The 20,679-nt window shown below is 75.2% G+C and carries 20 protein-coding genes; 9 read left to right on the forward strand and 11 right to left on the reverse strand.

Annotation, left to right across the window (positions count from 1 at the left end):
* Window positions 1-472: DUF222 domain-containing protein (locus ACI79V_RS19945; RefSeq protein WP_456892038.1), on the forward strand; the 472-nt coding region annotated here is incomplete at its 5' end.
* Window positions 473-476: 4 nt separating this feature from the next.
* On the opposite strand, the gene ACI79V_RS19950 is transcribed toward ACI79V_RS19945, so the two are convergent.
* Genes ACI79V_RS19950 through ACI79V_RS19960 form a run of 3 tightly spaced genes read right to left on the reverse strand, consistent with a single transcriptional unit; the run spans window position 477 to window position 3,405 of the window.
* On the reverse strand, window positions 477-842 hold the full coding sequence (locus tag ACI79V_RS19950; RefSeq protein ID WP_456892040.1) for a cupin domain-containing protein: 366 nt from the start codon (window positions 840-842) through the stop codon (window positions 477-479).
* Complete coding sequence (locus tag ACI79V_RS19955) at window positions 839-1,855, reverse strand: alpha/beta fold hydrolase (RefSeq protein WP_456892042.1); 1,017 nt, start codon at window positions 1,853-1,855, stop codon at window positions 839-841. Before ACI79V_RS19955 ends, ACI79V_RS19950 begins: the two co-directional genes overlap by 4 nt.
* Before the next feature lie 20 nt (window positions 1,856-1,875).
* Window positions 1,876-3,405, reverse strand: coding sequence for a flavin-containing monooxygenase (locus tag ACI79V_RS19960; RefSeq protein WP_456892044.1), 1,530 nt, complete (start codon window positions 3,403-3,405; stop codon window positions 1,876-1,878).
* A gap of 178 nt (window positions 3,406-3,583) precedes the next feature.
* On the opposite strand from ACI79V_RS19960, the gene ychF reads away from it, so the two are divergent.
* Window positions 3,584-4,657: a redox-regulated ATPase YchF gene (gene ychF, locus ACI79V_RS19965; protein WP_456892046.1), complete on the forward strand. Its 1,074-nt coding sequence runs from the start codon at window positions 3,584-3,586 to the stop codon at window positions 4,655-4,657.
* A gap of 463 nt (window positions 4,658-5,120) precedes the next feature.
* Complete coding sequence (locus ACI79V_RS19970; protein ID WP_456892048.1) at window positions 5,121-5,855, forward strand: helix-turn-helix domain-containing protein; 735 nt, start codon at window positions 5,121-5,123, stop codon at window positions 5,853-5,855.
* Window positions 5,856-5,987: 132 nt separating this feature from the next.
* On the opposite strand, the gene ACI79V_RS19975 is transcribed toward ACI79V_RS19970, so the two are convergent.
* The 4 genes from ACI79V_RS19975 to ACI79V_RS19990 form a co-directional block, all read right to left on the reverse strand.
* Window positions 5,988-6,452 (reverse strand): DUF7144 family membrane protein, encoded by a 465-nt coding sequence (locus ACI79V_RS19975; RefSeq protein ID WP_456892050.1) that lies wholly within the window; start codon window positions 6,450-6,452, stop codon window positions 5,988-5,990.
* Window positions 6,453-6,582: 130 nt separating this feature from the next.
* Window positions 6,583-7,221 (reverse strand): hypothetical protein, encoded by a 639-nt coding sequence (locus tag ACI79V_RS19980; RefSeq protein WP_456892052.1) that lies wholly within the window; start codon window positions 7,219-7,221, stop codon window positions 6,583-6,585.
* Window positions 7,222-7,323: 102 nt separating this feature from the next.
* Complete coding sequence (locus tag ACI79V_RS19985; RefSeq protein ID WP_456876178.1) at window positions 7,324-8,193, reverse strand: RNA polymerase sigma-70 factor; 870 nt, start codon at window positions 8,191-8,193, stop codon at window positions 7,324-7,326.
* A complete protein-coding gene (locus tag ACI79V_RS19990) occupies window positions 8,190-8,783 on the reverse strand; it encodes a carboxymuconolactone decarboxylase family protein (protein ID WP_456892054.1) in 594 nt (197 codons plus the stop codon). Before ACI79V_RS19990 ends, ACI79V_RS19985 begins: the two co-directional genes overlap by 4 nt.
* Before the next feature lie 165 nt (window positions 8,784-8,948).
* Between ACI79V_RS19990 and ACI79V_RS19995 the strand changes: the two genes are divergently transcribed.
* Complete coding sequence (locus tag ACI79V_RS19995) at window positions 8,949-9,854, forward strand: hypothetical protein (RefSeq protein WP_456892056.1); 906 nt, start codon at window positions 8,949-8,951, stop codon at window positions 9,852-9,854.
* A gap of 52 nt (window positions 9,855-9,906) precedes the next feature.
* Here ACI79V_RS19995 and ACI79V_RS20000 read toward each other — a convergent pair whose 3' ends face one another.
* Window positions 9,907-10,365, reverse strand: a complete 459-nt coding sequence (locus ACI79V_RS20000) for a hypothetical protein (RefSeq protein WP_456892058.1) — start codon at window positions 10,363-10,365, stop codon at window positions 9,907-9,909.
* 239 nt (window positions 10,366-10,604) lie between these two features.
* Here ACI79V_RS20000 and ACI79V_RS20005 point away from each other — a divergent pair, with 239 nt between their 5' ends.
* Together ACI79V_RS20005 and ACI79V_RS20010 are read left to right on the forward strand one after the other, a co-directional pair.
* On the forward strand, window positions 10,605-11,699 hold the full coding sequence (locus ACI79V_RS20005; RefSeq protein ID WP_456892060.1) for an NAD(P)/FAD-dependent oxidoreductase: 1,095 nt from the start codon (window positions 10,605-10,607) through the stop codon (window positions 11,697-11,699).
* Window positions 11,700-11,869: 170 nt separating this feature from the next.
* Window positions 11,870-13,663, forward strand: coding sequence for an alkaline phosphatase (locus ACI79V_RS20010; protein ID WP_456892062.1), 1,794 nt, complete (start codon window positions 11,870-11,872; stop codon window positions 13,661-13,663).
* 57 nt (window positions 13,664-13,720) lie between these two features.
* Here ACI79V_RS20010 and ACI79V_RS20015 read toward each other — a convergent pair whose 3' ends face one another.
* Window positions 13,721-14,110: a VOC family protein gene (locus ACI79V_RS20015; RefSeq protein WP_456876206.1), complete on the reverse strand. Its 390-nt coding sequence runs from the start codon at window positions 14,108-14,110 to the stop codon at window positions 13,721-13,723.
* Window positions 14,111-14,189: 79 nt separating this feature from the next.
* Window positions 14,190-14,804 carry a TetR/AcrR family transcriptional regulator gene (locus tag ACI79V_RS20020; RefSeq protein ID WP_456892064.1) on the reverse strand — a complete coding sequence of 205 codons (615 nt, stop codon included), beginning with the start codon at window positions 14,802-14,804 and terminating at the stop codon, window positions 14,190-14,192.
* Window positions 14,805-14,827: 23 nt separating this feature from the next.
* On the opposite strand from ACI79V_RS20020, the gene ACI79V_RS20025 reads away from it, so the two are divergent.
* The 3 genes from ACI79V_RS20025 (at window position 14,828) to ACI79V_RS20035 (ending at window position 20,124) form a co-directional block, all read left to right on the forward strand.
* Complete coding sequence (locus ACI79V_RS20025) at window positions 14,828-16,240, forward strand: NAD(P)-binding protein (protein ID WP_456892066.1); 1,413 nt, start codon at window positions 14,828-14,830, stop codon at window positions 16,238-16,240.
* A gap of 96 nt (window positions 16,241-16,336) precedes the next feature.
* A complete protein-coding gene (locus ACI79V_RS20030; protein ID WP_456892068.1) occupies window positions 16,337-19,201 on the forward strand; it encodes a BTAD domain-containing putative transcriptional regulator in 2,865 nt (954 codons plus the stop codon).
* 89 nt (window positions 19,202-19,290) lie between these two features.
* Complete coding sequence (locus ACI79V_RS20035; RefSeq protein ID WP_456892070.1) at window positions 19,291-20,124, forward strand: class I SAM-dependent methyltransferase; 834 nt, start codon at window positions 19,291-19,293, stop codon at window positions 20,122-20,124.
* 34 nt (window positions 20,125-20,158) lie between these two features.
* Here the strand turns inward: ACI79V_RS20035 and ACI79V_RS20040 are convergent, their stop codons facing one another.
* Window positions 20,159-20,659, reverse strand: a complete 501-nt coding sequence (locus ACI79V_RS20040; protein ID WP_456876168.1) for an inorganic diphosphatase — start codon at window positions 20,657-20,659, stop codon at window positions 20,159-20,161.
* Between the last annotated feature and the right edge of the window lie 20 nt (window positions 20,660-20,679).

Consider the following 20,679-nt stretch of genomic DNA (forward strand, 5'->3'; position numbering starts at 1 on the left):
GCCGCACATCGCGGTGCGGGTGGACCTCGACGACCTGGCCGACCCCGCCACCGGCCCGGGCGCCGGGATGATGGGGTTCGGGGCGACGATCTCCGCCGCCCGGGCCCGGTGGCTGGCCTGCGACGGGGCGATCTCCCGGGTGGTGTTCGGCCCCGACGGGGTGCCCCTGGACCTCGGGCGCAGCCGGCGGCTGGTCAGCCGGCAGCTGCGCCGCGCGGTCGAGCTGCGCGACGGGGGCTGTGTCTTCGCCGGCTGTGACGCGCCGAGTCGCTGGGCGGACGTGCACCACCTGGTGCACTGGATCGACGGCGGCGAGACCAGCCTGGCCAACAGCGCGCTGCTGTGCGAGCGGCACCACACCCAGGTCCACCACGGCTTCCGCGTCGAACGGCAACCCGAAGGCCGGTGGCGCACCTGGCGCCCCGACGGCACCGAGATCACCGTCCCCGCACCGCTGGCTCCCGCCGCCTGACCCCCTACGGCTCGGCCACCCGGCGCTCGGCGGTGAGCTCGCTCGGGGTGTCGCCGGTGTTCACCGTCGCGCTCGGCTCCACCAGCAGCACCTGCGCGCCCTCCGGCGAGTACGGCTGGTGCGGCGTCCCCCTCGGCACCACGTACAGCTGGCCGGGGCCGAGGGTGACGTCGCCGTCGTCCATGCGGATGGTGAGCGAACCGGAGAGCACGAGGAACACCTCGTCGGTCTCGGGGTGGCTGTGCCGGGTGAACTCGCCGCGGGTGTGCACGACGCGGAGGTCGTAGTCGTTGAGCACGGCCACGGTGCGCGGCGACCACGGCCGGTCGATGGTGGCCAGGACCGCGGCCAGGTCCACGGGCCCCGTCACGACGTCACCGGCGCAGGGGCCGCGGCGAGCGCCCGGTCGACGAGGTCGAGCAGCCGTCGACTCACCTCCGGACGGCGCTCCATCTGCACCATGTGCCCGGCGCCCGGGTAGACGGCCAGCTCCGCCGTCGGCAGCGCCGCCGCGAGCGTCCGGCTGTGCTCCACCGGGCACAGCCGGTCGGCGTCCCCGACGGCCACCAGCGTCGGGACCTCCGCCAGCGCCTCGAGGGCCTGCGCGCGGTCGTGCTCGGAGAGCGTGGGCATGAAGGCGGCCACCGTCTCGGCGGAGCAGGCGCGGTGCACCTCCATCGCCGCCCGGACGTCCGCGGGGTCGGCGGCCGCTCCGAAGATCAGCTTCATGTCGAGCGGGCCGACGGCGCTGGGCCGGCCGGCCTGCTCGGCCCGGACCGCCCGCTCGCTGAGCGCGGGGAGCAGCCGCCGCACGACCCTCGCCACCGGCCGCGGCAGCCCGAAGGTCACCGCGTCGAGCTCACCGGCGCTGGTGCCCACGAACGCCGCCCCGACGACGCGGTCGCCGAACAGCTCGGGACGCTGCTCGGCCAGGGCCATGAGCGTCATGCCGCCCATCGAGTGGCCGCCGAGCACCACCGGCCCGTCGGGGGCGACCTCCTCGAGCACCCGCGCCAGGTCGCGGCCGAGCTGCTCGATCGTGGCCCGGTCCCGCGGCGTCGGGCCCGAGGCGCCGTGGCCACGGTGGTCGTAGGTGACCACCCGCAGGTCGGGACGCGTCTCCAGCAGGTCGCGCACCTGCCCGGCCCACAGCCGGGAGGACTGCACCCACCCGTGGGCGAGGACGACCGTCGCGGTGGGCTGCTCCGCGCCGAACTCCTCGACGTGCAGGTCGACGCCGTCCTCGGTGGTCACCGTGCGGACGCGGCCCAGCGGTGGGGGAGCGGGCTCGGGCGCGGGCGGCCGCGTGGCGCGACGGCGGCGGGCCAGGACGGCCCCGGCGGCGAGGAGGCCGAGACCGGCGGCGGTGGTGGACGTGCGCATGGCGGCGGGCTCCCGGGAGGTCAGGCGGGGACGGCGGCGCGCCAACCGGCGCGCAGCTCGTACGACTCGGCGTCGAAGCGCCGCATCTGGCGCATGAAGGTCACGGTGTGGGTGGGCCAGAGGGTGAAGTTGCGCCCCTGCTCGTCGCGGTACCAGGACCGGCAGCCACCGGCGTTCCACACGGTGTCGGTGAGCTCGGTCTGCAGCCGGGCGTCGTAGGCCTCCTGCGCCGACCGGCGCACCTCCAGGACATCGGCGCCGGCCTCCCGCATCGTCCGGAGCGCCGCGACGACGTAGCGGATCTGCGCCTCGATCATCAGGACGACGGAGGTGTGGCCGAGCACGGTGTTCGGGCCGAACAGCAGGAACAGGTTGGGGAAGCCGGCCACGGTCGTGCCGCGGTGGGCCTGGACGCCGGAGCGGTCCCACTCCTCCTGCAGCGTGCGGCCCTCGCGGCCGGTGAGCCGGTGGGCCAGCGGGATGTCCATCACCCGGAACCCGGTGCCGTAGACGATCACGTCGACCTCGTGCTCGGTGCCGTCGGCGGCGACGACGGAGTGCGGGCGGACCTCGGTCACCGGGGACGCGACCACCTGCACGTTCGGCCGGGTCAGCGCCGGCAGGTAGTCGTCGCTGACGATCACCCGCTTGCAGCCGATGGCGTAGTCCGGTGTGAGCCTGGCGCGCAGCTCGGGGTCCGGGACCTGCCGCTCCAGGAAGGCGAGCGACTGCTTCTCGAACAGCGACCGCAGCCGGCCGCCGCCGATGAACGCGCGCAGCCGGGCCTCCCTGTTCAGGTACTGCAGGCCGCGGGCCAGCCGCAGGAAGCCCGGCACGACGGCCTGCAGCCGGTGCTCGCGCTCGGTGTAGGCGCGGTCGGCCCGCGGGATCACCCACGGCGGCGTCCGCTGGACGACCACGACCCGCGCCGCGGTCTTCTGCAGCTCGGGCACGAACTGCGCGGCCGAGGCGCCGGTGCCCACGACGGCGACCCGCTTGCCGGCGAGGTCGACCGAGTGGTCCCAGCGGGCGGAGTGGAACGCCGGGCCGCGGAACGTCTCGATGCCAGGGACCTCGGGCAGGTGCGGCTGCACCAGGCACCCGGCGCCGCTGACCAGCACGTCGGCGGTGAGGCTGCCGCGCGTGGTCTCCAGCCGCCACAGCAGCGCGTCGTCGTCCCACCGCCCGGCGACGACGTCGGTGCCGCAGTGCAGGTGGGGGAGGACGCCGTGCTCGGCGGCGACCTGCTCGAGGTACCCGCGGATCTCGGCCTGCCGCGAGTAGACGTGCGACCAGTCCTTCTTCGGCGCGAAGGAGAACGAGTAGAGGTGGCTCGGGACGTCGCACGCCGCGCCGGGGTAGGTGTTGTCCCGCCAGGTGCCGCCGAGCCCGTCGGCGCGCTCGAGGACGACGAGATCGTCGATGCCGGCCCGCCGCAGCGCGACGGCGGTGCCGATGCCGGAGAACCCGCTGCCGACGACGACCACCCGGGCGTGCGCCGGGAGGGGAGCGGGGGCGTGCCGCGACGTCGTCGTCGTGGCCTGGGACACGGGACCTCCAGGGGCTCGGGGTGTGAGGAGCCTCGCACGGGGTCCGCGCGGACCGGCGGGCATCCGGACCGGGCGCGCCGCGGCCCGTAGGCTGGACCTGCCCGAGCGAGCGTGCGAGCTCGGCGGTAGGCACAGCAGTCCGACGAACGCGGACGACGAGCGAAGCGAGGAAGTACGCGTGAGTCTCACCATCGGGATCGTCGGGCTGCCCAACGTCGGCAAGTCGACGCTGTTCAACGCGCTGACCAAGAACGACGTCCTGGCGGCCAACTACCCCTTCGCCACGATCGAGCCGAACGTCGGCGTCGTCGGAGTGCCCGACGAGCGGCTGGGCCGGCTGGCGGAGCTGTTCTCCTCGCAGAAGGTCGTGCCGGCGACGGTGTCGTTCGTCGACATCGCCGGCATCGTGCGCGGCGCCAGCGAGGGGCAGGGGCTGGGCAACAAGTTCCTCGCCAACATCCGCGAGAGCGACGCCATCTGCCAGGTGATCCGCGTGTTCACCGACCCCGACGTGGTGCACGTGGAGGGCAAGGTCTCCCCACGCGACGACATCGAGACGATCAACACCGAGCTCGTCCTCGCCGACCTGCAGACGCTGGAGAAGGCGATCCCGCGGCTGGAGAAGGAGGCGCGCAAGGACAAGGAGCGCGCGGCGCTGCTGTCCGCGGCCCAGGCCGCCGTCGAGGTGCTCAACACCGGGCAGACGCTCTTCGCCGCCGGCGTCGACCCCGCGCCGCTGCGCGAGCTAACGCTGCTGACCACCAAGCCGTTCCTGTACGTCTTCAACGTCGACGCCGACGAGCTGGCCAACGAGTCGCTCATCGCGGAGCTGCGGGAGCTGGTGGCGCCGGCCGAGGCGATCCTGCTCGACGCCAAGACCGAGTCCGAGCTCGTCGAGCTGCCCGCCGAGGAGGCCGCGGAGCTGCTGGAGTCGATCGGCCAGAGCGAGCCGGGCCTCGACCAGCTCGCGAAGGTCGGCTTCCGCACGCTGGGGCTGCAGACCTACCTGACGGCGGGCCCGAAGGAGGCGCGGGCCTGGACCATCCCCGTCGGCGCCACCGCGCCGCAGGCCGCCGGCGTCATCCACACCGACTTCCAGCGCGGCTTCATCAAGGCCGAGGTCGTGTCCTACGACCAGCTGATGGAGGCCGGCTCCATGGCGGAGGCCAGGTCCCGCGGCTGGGTGCGCATCGAGGGCAAGGACTACGTCATGGCCGACGGCGACGTCGTGGAGTTCCGCTTCAACGTCTGACCGGCGACCCGGCGGGACGAGGAGCTCGGGCGGGCCGCCGCTTGACCCGCCCGAACTACGTTCTCGGTGGACCCCGGGTTCCACCGGACGCCCGGTCACGGTCACACACCGCCGGTGCGCTGACCAGGAGGTCCCGGGCCGGCGCTTCGTCCGGCGGCCCCTGGCTGCGTGATCTGTCCGTCGGGTCAGCAGCCGCCCCTCGCCGCCGCGCCTCGGGAGGCAGTGTGCCGGCGCCGCAGACACGGCCTGACCTCGTCCGGCGATCGTCGTTCTCGTCCCACGACGAAGCCGAGGTCACCGCCTTCATCCGGCAGGTGTACGCCGACACCAGGTCGCGGTTTGCGCCGATCAGGAACGGTGCGCGGTTCTCGGCGCTGACCCACGACACACCCGTGTCCGGTGCCGACCGGGTGCGCACCTCCATCGACTACGCCGGCACCAGCACCGAGGGCTTCAGGACTACGTGTTCTTCGGCGTGCACGCCGGCAGCGTGCAGGTGGGCAGTCCCGGTGCCGGGACCACCGCGTCCGCCGGGGACGTCGCGTTCTACCCGCTCGGGGTCCCGATCGAGTTCGCCATGCGCGGCTTCGACGTGACCGCGCTGAGGCTGCCGGCCGACCGGGTCGGACGGGTCGCCGAGGAGACGACAGGGGTGCCCGCAGCGGAGGCGCGGTTCCACGGCATCACGCCGGTCTCGGCGTCGATGCACCGGTACTGGAGGTCACTGCTCGGTCTCGTCACCGGAGCGCTGATGGACCCGGTGTCACCACTGAACTCGCCGCTGCTCGCGGAGGAGATGGCGCGCACCGTCGCCACCGGTGCGCTGCACACCTTCCCGAACACGACCATGACCCGTCAGCACGTGCTGGGCCCGGGCACCGTCACGCCGGCGACGGTCCGCCGCGCGGTGGCGCACATCGACGCGCACGCCCACCTGCCGCTCCCGCTGAGCGAGATCGCGGCGGCGGCCGGCACGAGCGCCCGCGCCCTGCAGTACGGGTTCCGCCGGCACCTCGGCACGACACCGCTCGGGTACCGGCGTCGGGTACGGCTCGAACTCGCGCGCCGCGACCTGCAACGCGCCGACCCGGCGCGCGGGGACACCGTCGCGGCCATCGCGACCCGGTGGGGCTTCGCCAATCCCGGCCGCTTCGCCACCGCCTACCGCGTGCTCCCGGGCCAGACCCTGCGGACCTGAACCCACGGCACGGCAGGCCCTCGGTCGGGTGTTTGGGGAGCGCGCACCGGTGGTACCACGGGGCCCGAGCCCGCCCCGCCCTGGTCGTGAAACCCCCGGGGCGGGGCGGCGACGTGTCGGGGGCACGCCGCCTCAGGTCGAGGCGACCTCCTCCCCGTGCACGGTGACGGCGTAGATCACGAGGACGTCGAACGCGATCACCATGGCCGACCAGAACGGGTAGGCCGGCAGGAAGACCAGGTGCACGAGCGCGCTGACCGCGGCCAGCACCACCGCCACCACGCGCGCCAGGCGGTTCCCGCGCATCAGAGCCGCGCCGACGGCGATGCCCACCACGCCCAGGACGAGGTGCACCCAGCCCCAGACGGCGTAGTCCGCGTCGACGAGCAACGCCTCCGGTCGCACCACGTAGAAGTCCTCGTTGACCAGGGCGGTGATGCCCTCCATCACCGCGAAGAGGCCGTTCAGCACCAGCAGGACGCCCGCGAAGATGATCCACGCCGCCCAGCCGGTGGGCCGTTCGGCGTAGCCGTAGGCGCCGACGTGGGCCTCGGCCTGCCAGTTGACCTCCGGTCGGCTCTGGAAGGCACTGGTCATGGCACCGCTCCCTCCCCGGCAGGACCGTCCCGCCCGGCGCACCAGCCTGGTCGCCGCCGAGGGCACGTGCCTCACGCGGAGCGGATGATGCGCCGTCCGGTCCGCTTCGACGGCTGACCGAGCGCCCCGATCAGGAGGCGGAGTCCTGCTCCCTGTCGGGGAGCCCCGCGTCCAGCGTGTCGTTCCAGTAGGACAACTCGTACGTCCGCACGACCGCCCACCGGCGGAAGACCGCGGACTGGTACAGGCACCCTGCCGCGACCAGTGCCAGGACGAGGGCGGTCAGCCCGGCGAACAGCCGCAGTTCGCCGGTGGCGATCTCCACGCACGCCGTCACGGCGCCCAGCACGAGGGCGGGCACCGAGCGGCTGAGCATCTGGCCGGTGGCCCGCAACCGGGAGACCTCTGCGGCGGCCTCGCTGTCGTCCGCCTCGAGTGCGGCGAGGAGGGTGAACGGGTCCAGGTGCAGGAACCTCCGCGAGGCCGCCACGGGATTGCGCCGGAGGAACTCCTCCCTGGCTCCCTGGGGCAGGCCGATCGAGCCGGAGGGGTTGAGCCGGTCGATCCAGCTCCCGAGGGGCGAGGACGCCACCCCGACCAGGAAGGCCAGCACGGCCACGCCGACGAGCAGCAGCACCGACGGGACGCCGAGCAGGCTCGGGACGTCGATCCAGCCGGCGCGGTGAGCCACGTACGCGAACGTCGTCAGGTAGAGCGAGCCGGGTATCGCGTACGCGAGCAGGTCGAAGACCCCGAGGATGAACGCCATGTCCCTCCCCGATCCGGACGGGTGCGTCCCGGGCGCACGGGATGTCCGTGCGAGCGTCGCACGGACCGGGACCCGATCGTGGAAGGGGACGGCCGAGGGGCCTCATCGCCGCAGGTCGGCGACCTCGTCCAGCCGGCCGAGCTTGTGCGGGTTGCGCATCGCGTACATGCGCGTGATCCGGCCGTCGTCGACGACGAAGGTGATCGCCGTGTCGAACTCGCCGCCCGGGTCGATCCGGGCGGCGACCGCCCCGTTGACCAGCGGGGTGGTGATCTCCACAGGAGGCACCAGCCGCGCGAAGTGGGACAGGGCCGCGGCCACCCGCTGCCGGCCCGCGATCGGGCGCCGGGCCGCGGGCGCGAGGCCGCCGCTGTCGGCGACGGCCACGACGTCGGGTGCCAGCACGTCCAGCAGCCCCTGGACGTCGCCCCCGGTCAGCGCCGCGAGGAACCGGTCCACGACCTGCTGCTGCTCGGCGCGGCTCACCTCCATCCGCGGGCGGCGCGCGGCCACGTGCTCGCGCGCCCGGTGGGCGATCTGCCGCACCGCGGCGGCCGACCTGCCCACCGCCACGGCGATCTCGTCGTAGGGCACGGCGAACACCTCGTGCAGCACCAGGACCGCGCGCTCGACCGGCCCGAGCGTCTCGAGCACGGTGAGCATGGCGATCGACACGCTCTCCGCCAGCTCGACGTCCTCGGCGACGTCCGGAGCGGTCAGCAGCGGCTCGGGCAGCCACTCGCCGACGTAGTCCTCCCGCCGGCGGGCCACGGTGCGCAGCCGGTTGAGCGCCTGGCGGGTGACGATCCGCACCAGGTACGCCCGCGGGTCGCGCACCGCGGCCCGGTCGGCCTCCGCCCACCGCAGCCACGTCTCCTGCACGACGTCGTCGGCGTCGGCGGCCGACCCGAGCATCTCGTAGGCGACGGTGAACAGCAGGCCGCGGTGGGCGACGAACGGGTCCTGGGTCACGCCGGCGCCACGCCGTCCGCCGCCGGGGCGGCCAGGGGCGGCAGGCCGCAGGACGCCGAGAACTCCTGTGACCGGATGCCGAGTGCCACGTTGCCGCGCGCGCTGGAGTTCATGAAGCCGATCCTGGCGGTCAGCTCCACCAGCGCAGCGGGCCCCAGCTCGTCCAGCAGGGCGGCCGACATCTCGTCGGTCACGGCCGGTGGGGTCTGGCTCATGGCCTCCGCGTACTCCATCACCCGCCGCTCGAGCGGGGTGAAGACGGTGGACTCGCGCCAACGCGGCACCTCCCGCGCCTTGGCCTCGTCGAGGCCGCGGTCGTGGGTCAGGAAGTAGTGCAGGTCGAGGCAGAAGCCGCAGCCGACGACGCCGGCGGTGGCCATCGCCGCGAACGTCGCCAGGTGCGGGTCCAGCCGGTCCCACGAGTCGACCCTGCGCCCGAAGGACATCGAGTCCTTGAGCACGGCCGGGTGGTGCCACATCACCGCGGCGCCCTCCGGCACCTGGCCGAACAGCCTGCGGCTGAACGTCTTGAGCAGGCTCCCGTACAGGCCGGTGATCTCGGTCGGGGGGACCCGCGTGGTGCTGGCCATGTCTCCTCCAGTCGTCGGTGGCTACGAGATGGAGACACCGGCCGCGCTCCGGGTGTGACAGCCGGGTTGCGCGACGCTCCAGCCGGATTGCAGCGGGCCTGCAACGATCCGGGCGCACCGTCGTCGCATGAGACGGACCTCCGCACTTCGACACGGACCGGACAGATGACCGGCACCGTGCGACCGATCGACGCCGAGCGCGTGCTGCACGAGCAGGGCGGTCGCCCCACGCCGGGGGAGGGCTCCCTCGGGGCCGGTCCCCAGCTCCTGCTGGCCGCCTTCGCCCTCCTCACCGCGCTGGCGACCCACCAGCTGCTGGTCCACGGCGACGAGACCGAGCAGCACTGGGCGTGGACCATCCAGCAGCAGCCGACCGTCGCCTTCCTGGGCGGCGCGTACGCCGCCGGCTTCGTCCTGTCGGTGCTGTCCCTGCGCCAGCGCTCGTGGGAGCAGGTCCGCGTCGCGGTGGCGACGGTCACCGCGTTCACGGTCCTGACCCTCGCGGCGACGTACTGGCACGCGCACAAGCTGCACCTCACCGCCGCGGACCCCGTGGCCCGGGCGGCGGCCTGGGTCTGGGTGGCGGTGTACCTGACGGTGCCGGTGTGCGGCCTCGCCGTCCTGGTCCGGCAGCTGGGACGCCGAGGACCCGGCCCCGTCCGCAGCCCGATGCCGGCCTGGCTGCGCGGGGTGCTCGCCGCGCAGGGCCTGGTGCTCGGCACCGTCGGCGCGGTCCTCTTCGCTCTCGGCACGACCGTCCACCACGGGACCGAGCCGATGGCGGAGTTCTGGCCCTGGCCCGTGACCCCGCTCAGCGCCCAGGTGCTGGGTGCCTGGCTGATCGCGCTGGGACTCGGCGCCGGACTGGTGATCCGGGAAGGGGACCTCCGCCGGCTGCGGGTCCCGGCCATCGCGTACGCGGCCTTCGGCGCCTTCCAGTGGGCGGTCCTGCTCCGGTACCAGGACGTGATGCGGGGCGACCCGGTGCAGTGGGCCTACGCGGCGATGCTCACCGTGGTCGTCGGGACCGGCGCGTACGGCTGGTGGGCCGTCCGGCGCCGGCCGGCGTGACGGTGCGCCGGTGCGGGCGGGGCGTCGCCCACCCGCACCGGCGGAACGGCGGTCAGGGGCGGCCGGGGGAGCCGTCCGACTTGGCCGGCGGGACCAGCGGGTCCGGCAGCGTGGGGTCGGTCAGCCCGGGGTCACCCGCGCCGCCCACCGGCGGGGAGGGCGGCACAACGACGTCGGCCTCGAGGGGGACGACCGGATCGACGGTGGTCCCGGTGCCGACCGTCCCGACGTCGGTGCCCCGGCTCCCGGCGCCCTGGCTCCCGGCGCCCTGGGTACCCGAGCTCTGCCCACCCGGGCCCTGGCCGCCGGAGGCCTGTCCGGTCAGCTTGTCGATGCTGCTCTGCAGCTGCGGCGGAGCGGCGTCCCTGGCCTTCTCCAGCGTCTGCTGGACCTCCGGCCGGCCCATGAACCGGGTCGCGGCCTGTGCGATCTGCTCGTAGCGCTCCCGCCCGGCGCGCGTGCCGAGCACGTACCCGACACCGAGGCCGAGTGCCATTGACAGCTTGCCCATCGCGAGTCTCCAGTCGTCTCGAGTCGGCTCCCGCGGCTGTCGTCGTCGTGTCGACGTGGACGCCCGCGGTCGCCCCGGCCTGCGGACCGTCGTCCTCGGGGTCGCCGAGTCGGAACGGCCTGCCCGTAGAGGTATCGCGACAGGACTGTCCGCAAACGGCCTGGAGCGGGTACTTCGCGGACGGAGGGGCGACGTGGTGGGTCCCCCCGCGGGGTACCCGACGCGGAGGAGGTCCGCGGATGCCCGACGTGATCGTGGTGGGTGCCGGGATCGTCGGCGCCTCGGTGGCCTTCTCCGCCGCCCGCCTGGGAGCCGCGGTGACCGTCGTGGACAAGGCGCTGCCCGGGTCCGGCGCGACGGCGGAGTCGTTCGCGTGGATCGGTGCGTCAGGGATCGGAGCGGGACCGGCAGCGGCCCTGCGGCGGGCTGCCACGCGGGAGTACCGCCGGCTCGAGGCCGAGGTCCCCGGTGTCCGCGTCCGGTGGACCGGTTCGCTGTCGTGGTCGGGGACCACGGCCGCGGACGCCGCACTCCCCGATCCTGCAGAGCAGAGGCTGGTGACCGCCGCCGAGGTGGCCGGGATCGAGCCCGGTCTGCGCCGGCCACCCGCCCGGGCGGTGCACGTCCCCGGTGACGGCGCCGTGGACCCCGTCGCCGTCACCGAGGCGCTCGTGCAGGCGGCTCGGGGACGCGGGGCCGAGGTCCGCGTGGGCACGGCGGTCACCGCGGTGCGCAGGGCGTCCGGACGGGTGGTCGGCGTCGACACCTCGGCCGGTGCCCTGCCGGCCGACACGGTCGTCCTGGCCACCGGGGCGGACGTCCCGGTGCTGTGCGCGCCGCTGGGGGCCGACGTGCCGGTGACCCCCTCCCCGGCCCTGCTGGTGCGGTTCACCGCCCCGCGGGCCGTGGTCCGGACCCTGGTGGCCGCCCCGGAGGTGGAGGTCCGTCACGCCGCCGACGGGACGCTCCTCGCCGCCGTCGGGTACGACGGCGAGGTCACGCACGCGGACCTGGCCCGGGTCGGACGGCGCACGCTGGACCGCGTCACCTCGGCGTTCTCCGGTGCCGACGGCGTGCGTGTGCTGAGCGTGCGGATCGGGTGGCGCCCGATGCCGGCCGACGGGGAACCGGTCGTCGGTCCCCTCCCCGGCGCCGGGGGGCTGTACCTGGCGGTGATGCACTCCGCGGTGACGCTCGCTCCCGTCGTCGGCCGACTGGCAGCTGCGGAGATCGTGACCGCCGTCGACGAGGCCGACCTGCGGGGTTGCCGTCCCGCCCGGTTCACCCGGGCCCTGACGCGGCCGGGCGGCGGAGGACCGGGACGGGCGGGCTGACGCACGGTCAGGCACCGGTGGTGCTCCGTGACGACGCGGCAGGCGCACCCCGTGTTCACCCGGACGCCGTCTGGATGGCCTCTCCCGACACCTGCCGTGCCGCTCGCTGACGGAGGGTCCCGCGGGACCGGTGGCAGCCGCCGCCGGCCGAGCAACGGAGGACCTCTCGCATGCGCAGAAGGCACTGGGCGGCGGCTCTCGCCCTGCCCGTCGTCGGTGCGGCCGTCGTCGCACCGTCCGGGGCGAACGCCACGGACGGCCGCGGGCCGTCGGACGGGACCGGCAACATGATCTTCATCCACCCGGACGGCGCCGACGCCGCCCTGTGGGAAGTGGCCCGCGCCTACTGGTACGGCCCGGACGCCACGAGCAACTGGGACCGGCTGCCCGCGGCGGTGCCCTACCGCGGGCACGCGTCGGACATCCTCACCACCTCCTCGAACGGCGGCGCGACCACGCACGCCTTCGGGTTCAAGGTGGACGCGCCGGACTCCTTCGGCACCGACTCCGGCGCCGAGGACGTGCTCGGCGGGGACGCCGAGGAGCCGCGGACGGTCAACGCCCTGTCCGGGTACGCCGGGAGCTGGCTGCGCGAGGCCGGCAACGCCGGGCACCCGATCGGCGTGGTCAACGACGGCGACGTCGCCGAGCCCGGCACGGCCGCGTTCCTCACCGAGGTGACCGAGCGGACCGACGCCTCCGCGCTGGAGATCGCCCGCCAGCTCGTCCAGGGCCGGCCCGGCTTCGACGACGCCGACCAAGACCCCGTGGTGGTCATGGGCGGCGGCGAGGACCTGTTCTTCCCCGAGGGCACGCCGGTCTGCTCGCAGGAGGAGATCGACGCGGCCCTGGCCGGCGACGGCGACCCGGTCGCCACGATCCCGACGACCTGCGTGGTGCACCGCGCTCCCGGCGACACCCTCGACGACGACGGCCCCTCGGCCACCGGCGGGCTGCGCACCGACGGCCTCAACCTGGCCCGGGCCGCCGTCGACGAGGGCTACACGGTGGTCCGGACCCGCGCGGAGTTCGAGGCGCTGGCCGAGGCCGTCGAGTCCGGGGACGCCGACCCGGCCGACCTGAAGGTCCTGGCGCTGTTCGCCAGCCAGGACGTCTTCAACGCCGTCTCCGAGGAGGAGCTGGTCGACGCCGGGCTGGTCGACCCCAGCGTCCCGGAGGACGCCAAGGAGACCAACCTGGTCCTCTACGGCTCCGAGCCCGGCACGCCGGGGTACCGGCCGCCGACGGCGCCGGAGATGGCGGCGCTGGCCACCACCGTCCTCGAGGCGCACAGCGAGGAGGCCGGCCGGTCCTTCGCCACGGTGTGGGAGGTCGAGGGCACCGACAACATGGCCAACGCCGACAACGCGATCGGCACCCTGGTCGAGGCCCGCTGGGCCGACGAGGTGATCGGCGTCGCCCAGGAGTTCCTCGACCGGGACCCGGCGACCACGGTCCTCACCGCGGCCGACGGCACGGCGGGCGGCATCCAGGCCTCCGCGTACAACGTCGACGAGGAGGTCCCGGACGCCGTCGGGTCGGTCGACGTCAACCCCGGCAGCGAGTCGGTGGGCGTCGAGGAGCCCGAGGCCCCGCAGAACGAGCTGGACGGGCGCTACGGCCGGGGGACCGCGCCGTTCGTCACCGAGCCCGACCAGTTCGGCCAGGAGCTCGCCTTCGGCGTCGCCTGGGCCAGCACGGCCGACCTGACCGGCGGGGTGGTCACCCGGGCCGACGGACTGGCCGCCGACGTCGTCGACGAGCGGCTCGCCGACCGGTTCGACAACGTCGACGTCTACCGGATCGCCTACCTGACCCTGTTCGGGAAGGCCCTGGCCTACCCCGACGGCCAGGTGGCCCCGACCCGTCCGGCGCCGCAGGGCACCTCGCCGGGCCGGCCCGACGAGGACGTGGTCATCGACGAGATCCCCGTCGACGAGGGCGAGCGCGCCGGCACGCCGTGACCTGACCCGACCGGCCGTGTGGCCGGGGCCCGCCCGGGGTCCCGGCCACACGCGCCCTCAGAAGGCCTCGCCGGTCCGCCAGGCCATCTCCTGCAGGGTCAGGGTGTTGCCGTCGGGGTCGGTGATCCACGCGTACCTGACCCCGCCCCCGACGTCGACCACCTCGCCGACGTCCGTGCCGCGGGCCACGAGGTCGGCCCGGGCGCGCTCGATGTCGGCGACCACCAGGTGCAGGCCCCGGACCGAGCCCGGCGCGACGTCGTCGTAGGCCGGCAGCCCGGTGCCCATGCCGATCGAGCAGGCCGAGCCCGGCGGGGTCAGCTGCACCACCCGTACGCCCTCGGCGGGCGTGACGTCGACGTCCTCGACGAAGCCGAGCCGCTCGACGTAGAAGGCCTTCGCCCGGTCGACGTCGGCGACCGGGACCGGCACCAGTTCCAGCTTCATCTCCACCGCGCCCACCTCCCTCACCGGCGGCGCCGTGCCGCCGGGAGGGGAGACCGCGCGGTGGCCCCGGGCTCATCGCTCAGGGCCGGTGGGCGTCCACCACCGTCCGCACCAGGGCGTCGCCGAGGTCGTCGGGGTCGCCCTCCAGGAGCCCGGCGTGCCGGAGCGCGGCGACGCCGTGGGTCGCCGTCCAGCACGCCTGGGCCAGGGCGAGCGCGCCGGGAGCGCGCAGGGTCCCGGCGTCGAGGCACTCCTGCGCCACGGTGAGGACCTGGCCGAAGGACCGCTCCCGGCTGAGGGTCCGGGTCGCCCGGCTCGGGACGAACCCGGGGATCACCGGGCCGAACATCACCGAGAAGAAGGCCGGCTCGGCGGCGGCGAACCGGCGGTAGGCGCCCGCCAGCGTGAGCAGCCGCGCCGGGTCGCCGGCCGGTGCCGGGTCGGCCGCCAGGGCCGCGCGGACGGCGTCGCCGAGCCGGCGGAAGCCCTCGGCGTAGAGGGCGTCGGCGAGGCCGGGCTTGCCGCCGAACAGCGTGTAGACCAGCTGCGTCGAGCCGCCCGCGGCGGTGGCGAGGCGGCGCAGCGACAGCCCGTGCGGCCCCTCCTCGGCGAGCAGCCGGGCGGCGATCTCGACCACGCGGGTGCGCCGGTCGGCGTCCGGTGGCTCCGGCCACGAACCGGATGACAGTGTCATGACACTGTTATACCGTGTCCGCCATGCAGCCCTCGGTCATCGACACCGACTACCTCGTGATCGGCGCGGGCGCCACGGGCCTGGCCTTCGCCGACACGCTGGTCGAGGAGTCCGACGCGCACGTCACGATCGTCGACCGGCACGGCAAGCCCGGCGGCCACTGGAACGACGCCTACCCCTTCGTCACGCTGCACCAGCCCTCGGCCTTCTACGGCGTCGGCTCGATGGAGCTCGGCAGCGGGCGCAAGGACACCGCCGGCCTGAACGCCGGGCTCTACGAGCTGGCCTCGGGACCGGAGATCAGCGGCTACTACGACCGGGTGGTCAACGCCCGCCTCGTGCCCAGTGGACAGGTGGCCTACCACCCGATGTGCGAGTACGAGGGGGAGGGCCGGTTCCGCTCGCTGCTGTCCGGCGCCGTCACGCAGGTGCGGGTGCGCCGCAGGGTCGTCGACGCCACCTACAACAGCCCGGCGGTGCCCTCCACCCACACGCCGTCCTTCGGGGTGGCACCCGGCGTGCGGGTGGTGCCGCCCAACGCGCTGCCGGGCCTGTGGACCGACCAGGCGCCGCCGCCGGTTCGCTTCACCGTGCTGGGGGCCGGCAAGACCGCGATGGACACCTGCGTGTGGCTGGTCCAGGCCGGTGCCGACCCCGACTCGATCACCTGGGTCGTGCCGCGCGACTCCTGGCTGATCAACCGGGTGACCACCCAGCCCGCGCCGGAGTTCTTCGACGAGGTGATCGGCGGGCAGGCCGACCAGATGGCGGCCTTCGCCAGGGCCACCTCCACCGAGGACCTGTTCCTGCGGCTGGAGGCCTGCGGCGCGCTGACCCGCGTCGACCGCGAGCGCACGCCGGGCATGTTCCACCTGGCCACGGTGGCGCCCGGTGAGGTGGAGGTGCTGCGCCGGATCCGCGACGTGGTCCGCCTCGGACGGGTGCGTGCCCTGGAGCCCGGCCGGATGGTCCTCGACGACGGCGAGGTCGCCGTCGCGCCCGGCACCCTGTTCGTCGACTGCACCGCCTCGGCCGTCCGGCGCCGCCCGGTGCAGCCGGTCTTCCAGGGCGACCGCATCGTCGTGCAGATGCTGCGGCTGCCCCAGCCGGCCTTCAGCGCGGCGCTGACCGCCTGGGTCGAGGCACACCACGACGACGAGGAGTACAAGAACCGGCTCTGCGGGCCGGTGGCCTTCCCGCACACGCTCGACGACTACGCGGGCGCGGTGCTGACGACGATGTGGAACCAGTTCCACTGGTCGCAGGACCGCGAGCTGCGCCGGTGGATCCGCGGCACCCGGCTCGACGGGTTCGGCAAGATCGTGGCCGGTGTCGACCGGGACGACGAGCACCGGCAGGCCGTCCTCGCCCGCTACCGGGAGCAGGCCGTCGCCGCGATGGGCAACCTGCCGACGCTGGCCGCCGCGGCGGGCTGACCGGGGCGCCGCCCGGCGGATCACGCTGGCCCTGCGCCGCGGGCCGCCGCTAGGGTCGGCCGCGCCCGTGGCGACCCGCTGGCAGGCGAGGCGGCGATGACAGCACCAGCGCACGTCCGCTTCTCGGTGCTGGGGCCGCTCCGGGTCGAGGACGGTGCCGGGCCGCTCGCCGTCGGCGGGCACAAGCCGCGCACCCTGCTGGCGGTCCTGCTCGTCGCCCGCGGAGACGTGGTGCCCGCCGACCGGCTGGTCGCCGCCGTCTGGGGGGACACCCCGCCCGACGGCGCCCTGACCGCCCTGCGCGCCTACGTCTCCCGGCTGCGCGGCGTCCTCGGGACCGCCGCGCCGCTGCGGCACCAGCCGCCGGGGTACAGCCTGTCGCTCGAGGACGCGACCCTGGACGCCGCCGAGTTCGAGCAGCGGGTCCGCAGCGCCCGGGCCGCCGCCGCGGCGGGGGACCACGGGCGGGCGCTGGCCGACCTCGACGCGGCCCTCGGCCTGTGGCGGGGCGACGCGCTGGCCGAGTTCGCCGACGAGGAGTTCGCCGCGCCCGAGGTCGCGCGGCTGACGGAGCTGCGCACGGCCGCCGCCGCCGACCGGGCCGACGCGCTGGTGGAGCTCGGCCGCCCGGCCGAGGCGCTGCCCGAGCTCGAGGCGCTGGTGCGTGCCCACCCGTCCTGGGAGCGGCCCGCGGTGACCCTCATGCGGGCGCGGTACGCCACCGGCCGCCAGGCCGATGCGCTCGCCGCCTTCCACGAGCTGCGGACCCGCCTCGACGAGGAGTTGGGCGTCGAGCCCGCCGCACCGGCGCGGGAGCTGTACCGGAGGATCCTCGTCCACGACCCCGCCCTCGCCGCGACGCCGTCGCCGGGCAACCTCCCGCGGCGGGCGAGCGGCTTCGTCGGCCGGGAGCGTGAGGTCGAGCGGGTGCTGGCCGCGCTGCGGGCCGGGCCGCTGGTGACCCTGACCGGCGTCGGGGGAGCGGGGAAGTCCCGGCTGGCGGTCGAGGTCGCGGCCCGGGACCGGACCCGGTTCGCCGACGGGGTGTGGCTGTGCGAGCTCGCCGCTCTCCCCGAGGGCAGCCCGGTGGGCGACGCGGTCTCCGCCGCCCTGGGCATCCGGCAGCGGTCGGGCCTGTCCATCGAGCAGACCGTCCTGGAGTACCTGCGCGGGCGCGCGCTGCTGCTGGTCGTGGACAACTGCGAGCACGTGCTGCCGCACGCGGCCGCGCTCGTCGCCGAGATCGTGCAGCACTGTCCCCGGGTGGTGGTCCTCGCCACCAGCCGGGAGCCGCTCGGCGTCGAGGGCGAGCAGGTGTGGCCGGTGCCGCCGCTGCCGCTGGAGGACGCCACCGCGCTGTTCGTGCAGCGGGCCCGGGCGGCGACGCCGGACTTCCGCCTCGACCCCGCGGCCGCCGACGCCGTGGCGGCCATCTGCGCCCGGCTCGACGGCCTGCCGCTGGGCATCGAGCTGGCCGCGGCCCGGATGCGGGTCATGAGCCCGGCAGAGGTGGCCCGCCGGCTCGACGGCGCCCCGCTGCTGGGCGGCGGGCGCGGGCCCGTGCCGCGGCACCAGAGCCTGGTGGCCGCGATCGAGTGGTCCTACCGGCTGCTCCCCGAGCCGGAGCAACGGCTCTTCCGCGGCATGTCGGTGTTCGCCGGGGCGCCCGACCTGCGCGCGGTGCACCGCGTCGTCGACCCCGAGGCGACCGAGGACGACGTCCTCGACCGGCTGACCCGGCTCGTCGACCGCTCGATGGTGGAGGCCCGCAGCGGCGTGCACAGCCGCTACCGCCTGCTGGAGACCCTGCGCGCCTACGGCCGGAGGCGCACCGAGGCCGCCGGCGAGGCGCCCGGGCTGGCCCGGCGGCACGTCGTCTACCTCGTGGAGCTCGCCGAGCGGGCCGGCCGGGGACTGCAGGGTCCGGACGAGCGGGCGTGGGCGGAGGAGGCGCTCGGCGTCTACGACGACCTGCGCACCGCCTTCACCCGGGCGGCGGCCGACCGCGAGTGGGACCTGGCGCTGCGGCTGGTGACGGCCGTGCCGGAGCTGGTGCACCTGCGGGTGGGGTACGAGGCCTACGCCTGGGCCGAGCAGCTGCTGCCGGTGGTCGACCCCGGCCACCCGGGATACCCGGCCGCCGTCGGCGCCGCCGCCCGCGGCGCGTGGAACCGCGGCGACTTCCCGCACGCCGTCGGGACGGCGCGCCTCGCCGGCGACCGCAGACCCCCGCCCGGCACCGCGCGCATCGCCTACCCCGGGGACGTGCTCGCCGACGTGGCGCTCTACGAGGGCGACGTCGGCGCCGCGCTCGCGCACTACACGGCAGAGGCCGAGCGGGCCCGCGCCGACGGCGACCGCATCCGGCTGGTGTGGACGCTGTACTACGTCGCCGTCTGCCACGCGGTCGACCGCCGTCCGGAGCGCGGGCTGGCCGCCGCGCGGGAGAGCCTCGACGTCGCGGAGGCGACGGCCAACCCGACGGCGCAGTCGATGGCCCGCTACGCGCTCGGGCTGGTGCTGAAGAAGTCCGACCCCGACCGCGCGCTGGCGCTCTTCGACCAGGCGGAGGAGCTCGCCGCGGCCGTGCGCAACTTCTGGTGGCAGGGCATCGCGATGATGGAGGCGGCGGCCACGCGTGCGGTGCACGGCGACCCGGCGGTGGCCGCGCGGGCGCTGGACGCCGTCCTCGCGCACTGGGACCGGGTCGGTGACGCCACCCAGCAGTGGCTCAACCTGCGCTACGTCGCCCGGCTGCTGCACCGGGCCGACGCGACGGCGGACGCCGCCGTCCTCCACGGCCACCTCCTGGCCGCCGGCAAGCCCTCGCCGCTCGGCCCGCCCGGACCGGACGTGCCGGTCGCCGCCGACGTGCGGGCGGTCGAGGCCGCCGCCGTCGCGCACGCGCGGGCGGCGCTCGGCCGGGTCGCGGCCGGCCGGGTCCCGTCCGGTCGTGCATGACCGCTGCATCCCGGGTGCAGCCGGCCTGCAACGCGGTGGGACGACGGTCGTCGCGCGGGACGACCCGCACGACCACGAGGAGCAGACCGATGACCGACACCGTCGACGCGACCACCGCCGACCGCGCCCTGAAGACCCGGCACCGCGCGATGTGGGCACTGGGCGACTACCCCGCCGTGGCCCGGGACCTCATCCCCGAACTGGGGCGCGTCCTGGTCGACGCGGCCGGGGTCGGCCGCGGCGACCGGGTGCTCGACGTCGCCGCGGGGACCGGCAACGTCGCGATCCCCGCCGCCCTGACCGGCGCGGAGGTCGTGGCCTCCGACCTCACGCCGGAGCTGTTCGCGGCCGGACGGGAGGCGGCGGCCCGCCAGGGCGTGGAGCTGGCCTGGGAGGAGGGCGACGCCGAGGCGCTGCCCTACGCCGACGCGAGCTTCGACGTCGTCCTGTCCTGCGTCGGGGTGATGTTCGCGCCGCACCACCAGCAGGCCGCCGACGAGCTGGTGCGCGTCTGCCGTCCCGGCGGCCGGATCGGCCTGGTCAGCTGGACGCCGGAGGGCTTCGTCGGCGAGATGTTCCGCACGATGCGGCCCTACGCGCCCCCGCCGCCCCCCGGCGCCCAGCCGCCGCCGCTGTGGGGCGACGAGCAGCACGTGCGGGACCTGCTGGGCGACCGGGTCACCGACGTCGTCGCGCGCCGGAAGACCGTGACGGTCGCCGGCTGGGAGACGCCCGAGGCCTGGCGGGACTGGTGGAAGTCGGTCTACGGGCCGACGATCGCGACCTACCGCAACGTCGCGGGTGACCCCGAGCGGACCGCGGCCCTCGACCGCGACCTCGCCGCGCTGGCCGAGCGGTACGACCGCGGGACCGGGACGGCGATGGAGTGGGAGTACCTGCTGCTGACCGCGCGGCGCGCCTGACCCGCCGGGCCGGGTGACGTCGGCCGGCCCGGCGTCACCCGGCGGCGGCGCCGGCCTGCTCGGCGAACCGGCGCTGGGCGTCCTCCAGCGCCGCGATGGCCTGGGCCCGGCGCTCCCACCCGCGGGTCGTCGCCGACTTCTCCGGTGCCAGTGCCTCGTAGATCTCGAAGAAGTGCCAGATCTCGGCGATCTGGTGGATGGGGACGTCCTCGAGCTCCTGCAGGTGTGTCATCCGCGGGTCGTGCGCCGGCACGCACAACAGCTTGGCGTCGGGGCCGCGCTCGTCGTTGACCCAGAAGACGGCGATGACCCGGGCGCGGACCAGGCAGCCGGGGAAGGTCGGCTCGCCGAGGAGCAGCAGCGCGTCGATCGGGTCGCCGTCCTCGGCCAGGGTGTCCGGGACGAACCCGTAGTCGCCGGGGTAGCCGGTGGCGGTGAACAGGGTGCGGCGCAGCCGGATCCGGCCGAGCCGCTGGTCGTACTCGTACCTGTTCCGCGAGCCCTTGGGGACCTCGATGACCACGTCGGTTTCCACGGCACCTCATCTCGCGGCGG

Source organism: Geodermatophilus sp. SYSU D00700 (assembly GCF_054050255.1).

Excerpts from the sequence above, each read along its gene's own strand:
- ACI79V_RS19955 (WP_456892042.1), bottom strand. The coding sequence starts at position 1,855 with ATGCGCACGTCCACCACCGCCGCCGGTCTCGGCCTCCTCGCCGCCGGG.
- ACI79V_RS19975 (WP_456892050.1), bottom strand. The coding sequence starts at position 6,452 with ATGACCAGTGCCTTCCAGAGCCGACCGGAGGTCAACTGGCAGGCCGAG.
- ACI79V_RS19980 (WP_456892052.1), bottom strand. The coding sequence starts at position 7,221 with ATGGCGTTCATCCTCGGGGTCTTCGACCTGCTCGCGTACGCGATACCC.
- ACI79V_RS19990 (WP_456892054.1), bottom strand. The coding sequence starts at position 8,783 with ATGGCCAGCACCACGCGGGTCCCCCCGACCGAGATCACCGGCCTGTAC.
- ACI79V_RS19995 (WP_456892056.1), top strand. The coding sequence starts at position 8,949 with ATGACCGGCACCGTGCGACCGATCGACGCCGAGCGCGTGCTGCACGAG.
- ACI79V_RS20000 (WP_456892058.1), bottom strand. The coding sequence starts at position 10,365 with ATGGGCAAGCTGTCAATGGCACTCGGCCTCGGTGTCGGGTACGTGCTC.
- ACI79V_RS20005 (WP_456892060.1), top strand. The coding sequence starts at position 10,605 with ATGCCCGACGTGATCGTGGTGGGTGCCGGGATCGTCGGCGCCTCGGTG.
- ACI79V_RS20010 (WP_456892062.1), top strand. The coding sequence starts at position 11,870 with ATGCGCAGAAGGCACTGGGCGGCGGCTCTCGCCCTGCCCGTCGTCGGT.
- ACI79V_RS20015 (WP_456876206.1), bottom strand. The coding sequence starts at position 14,110 with ATGAAGCTGGAACTGGTGCCGGTCCCGGTCGCCGACGTCGACCGGGCG.
- ACI79V_RS20020 (WP_456892064.1), bottom strand. The coding sequence starts at position 14,804 with ATGACACTGTCATCCGGTTCGTGGCCGGAGCCACCGGACGCCGACCGG.
- ACI79V_RS20025 (WP_456892066.1), top strand. The coding sequence starts at position 14,828 with ATGCAGCCCTCGGTCATCGACACCGACTACCTCGTGATCGGCGCGGGC.
- ACI79V_RS20030 (WP_456892068.1), top strand. The coding sequence starts at position 16,337 with ATGACAGCACCAGCGCACGTCCGCTTCTCGGTGCTGGGGCCGCTCCGG.
- ACI79V_RS20035 (WP_456892070.1), top strand. The coding sequence starts at position 19,291 with ATGACCGACACCGTCGACGCGACCACCGCCGACCGCGCCCTGAAGACC.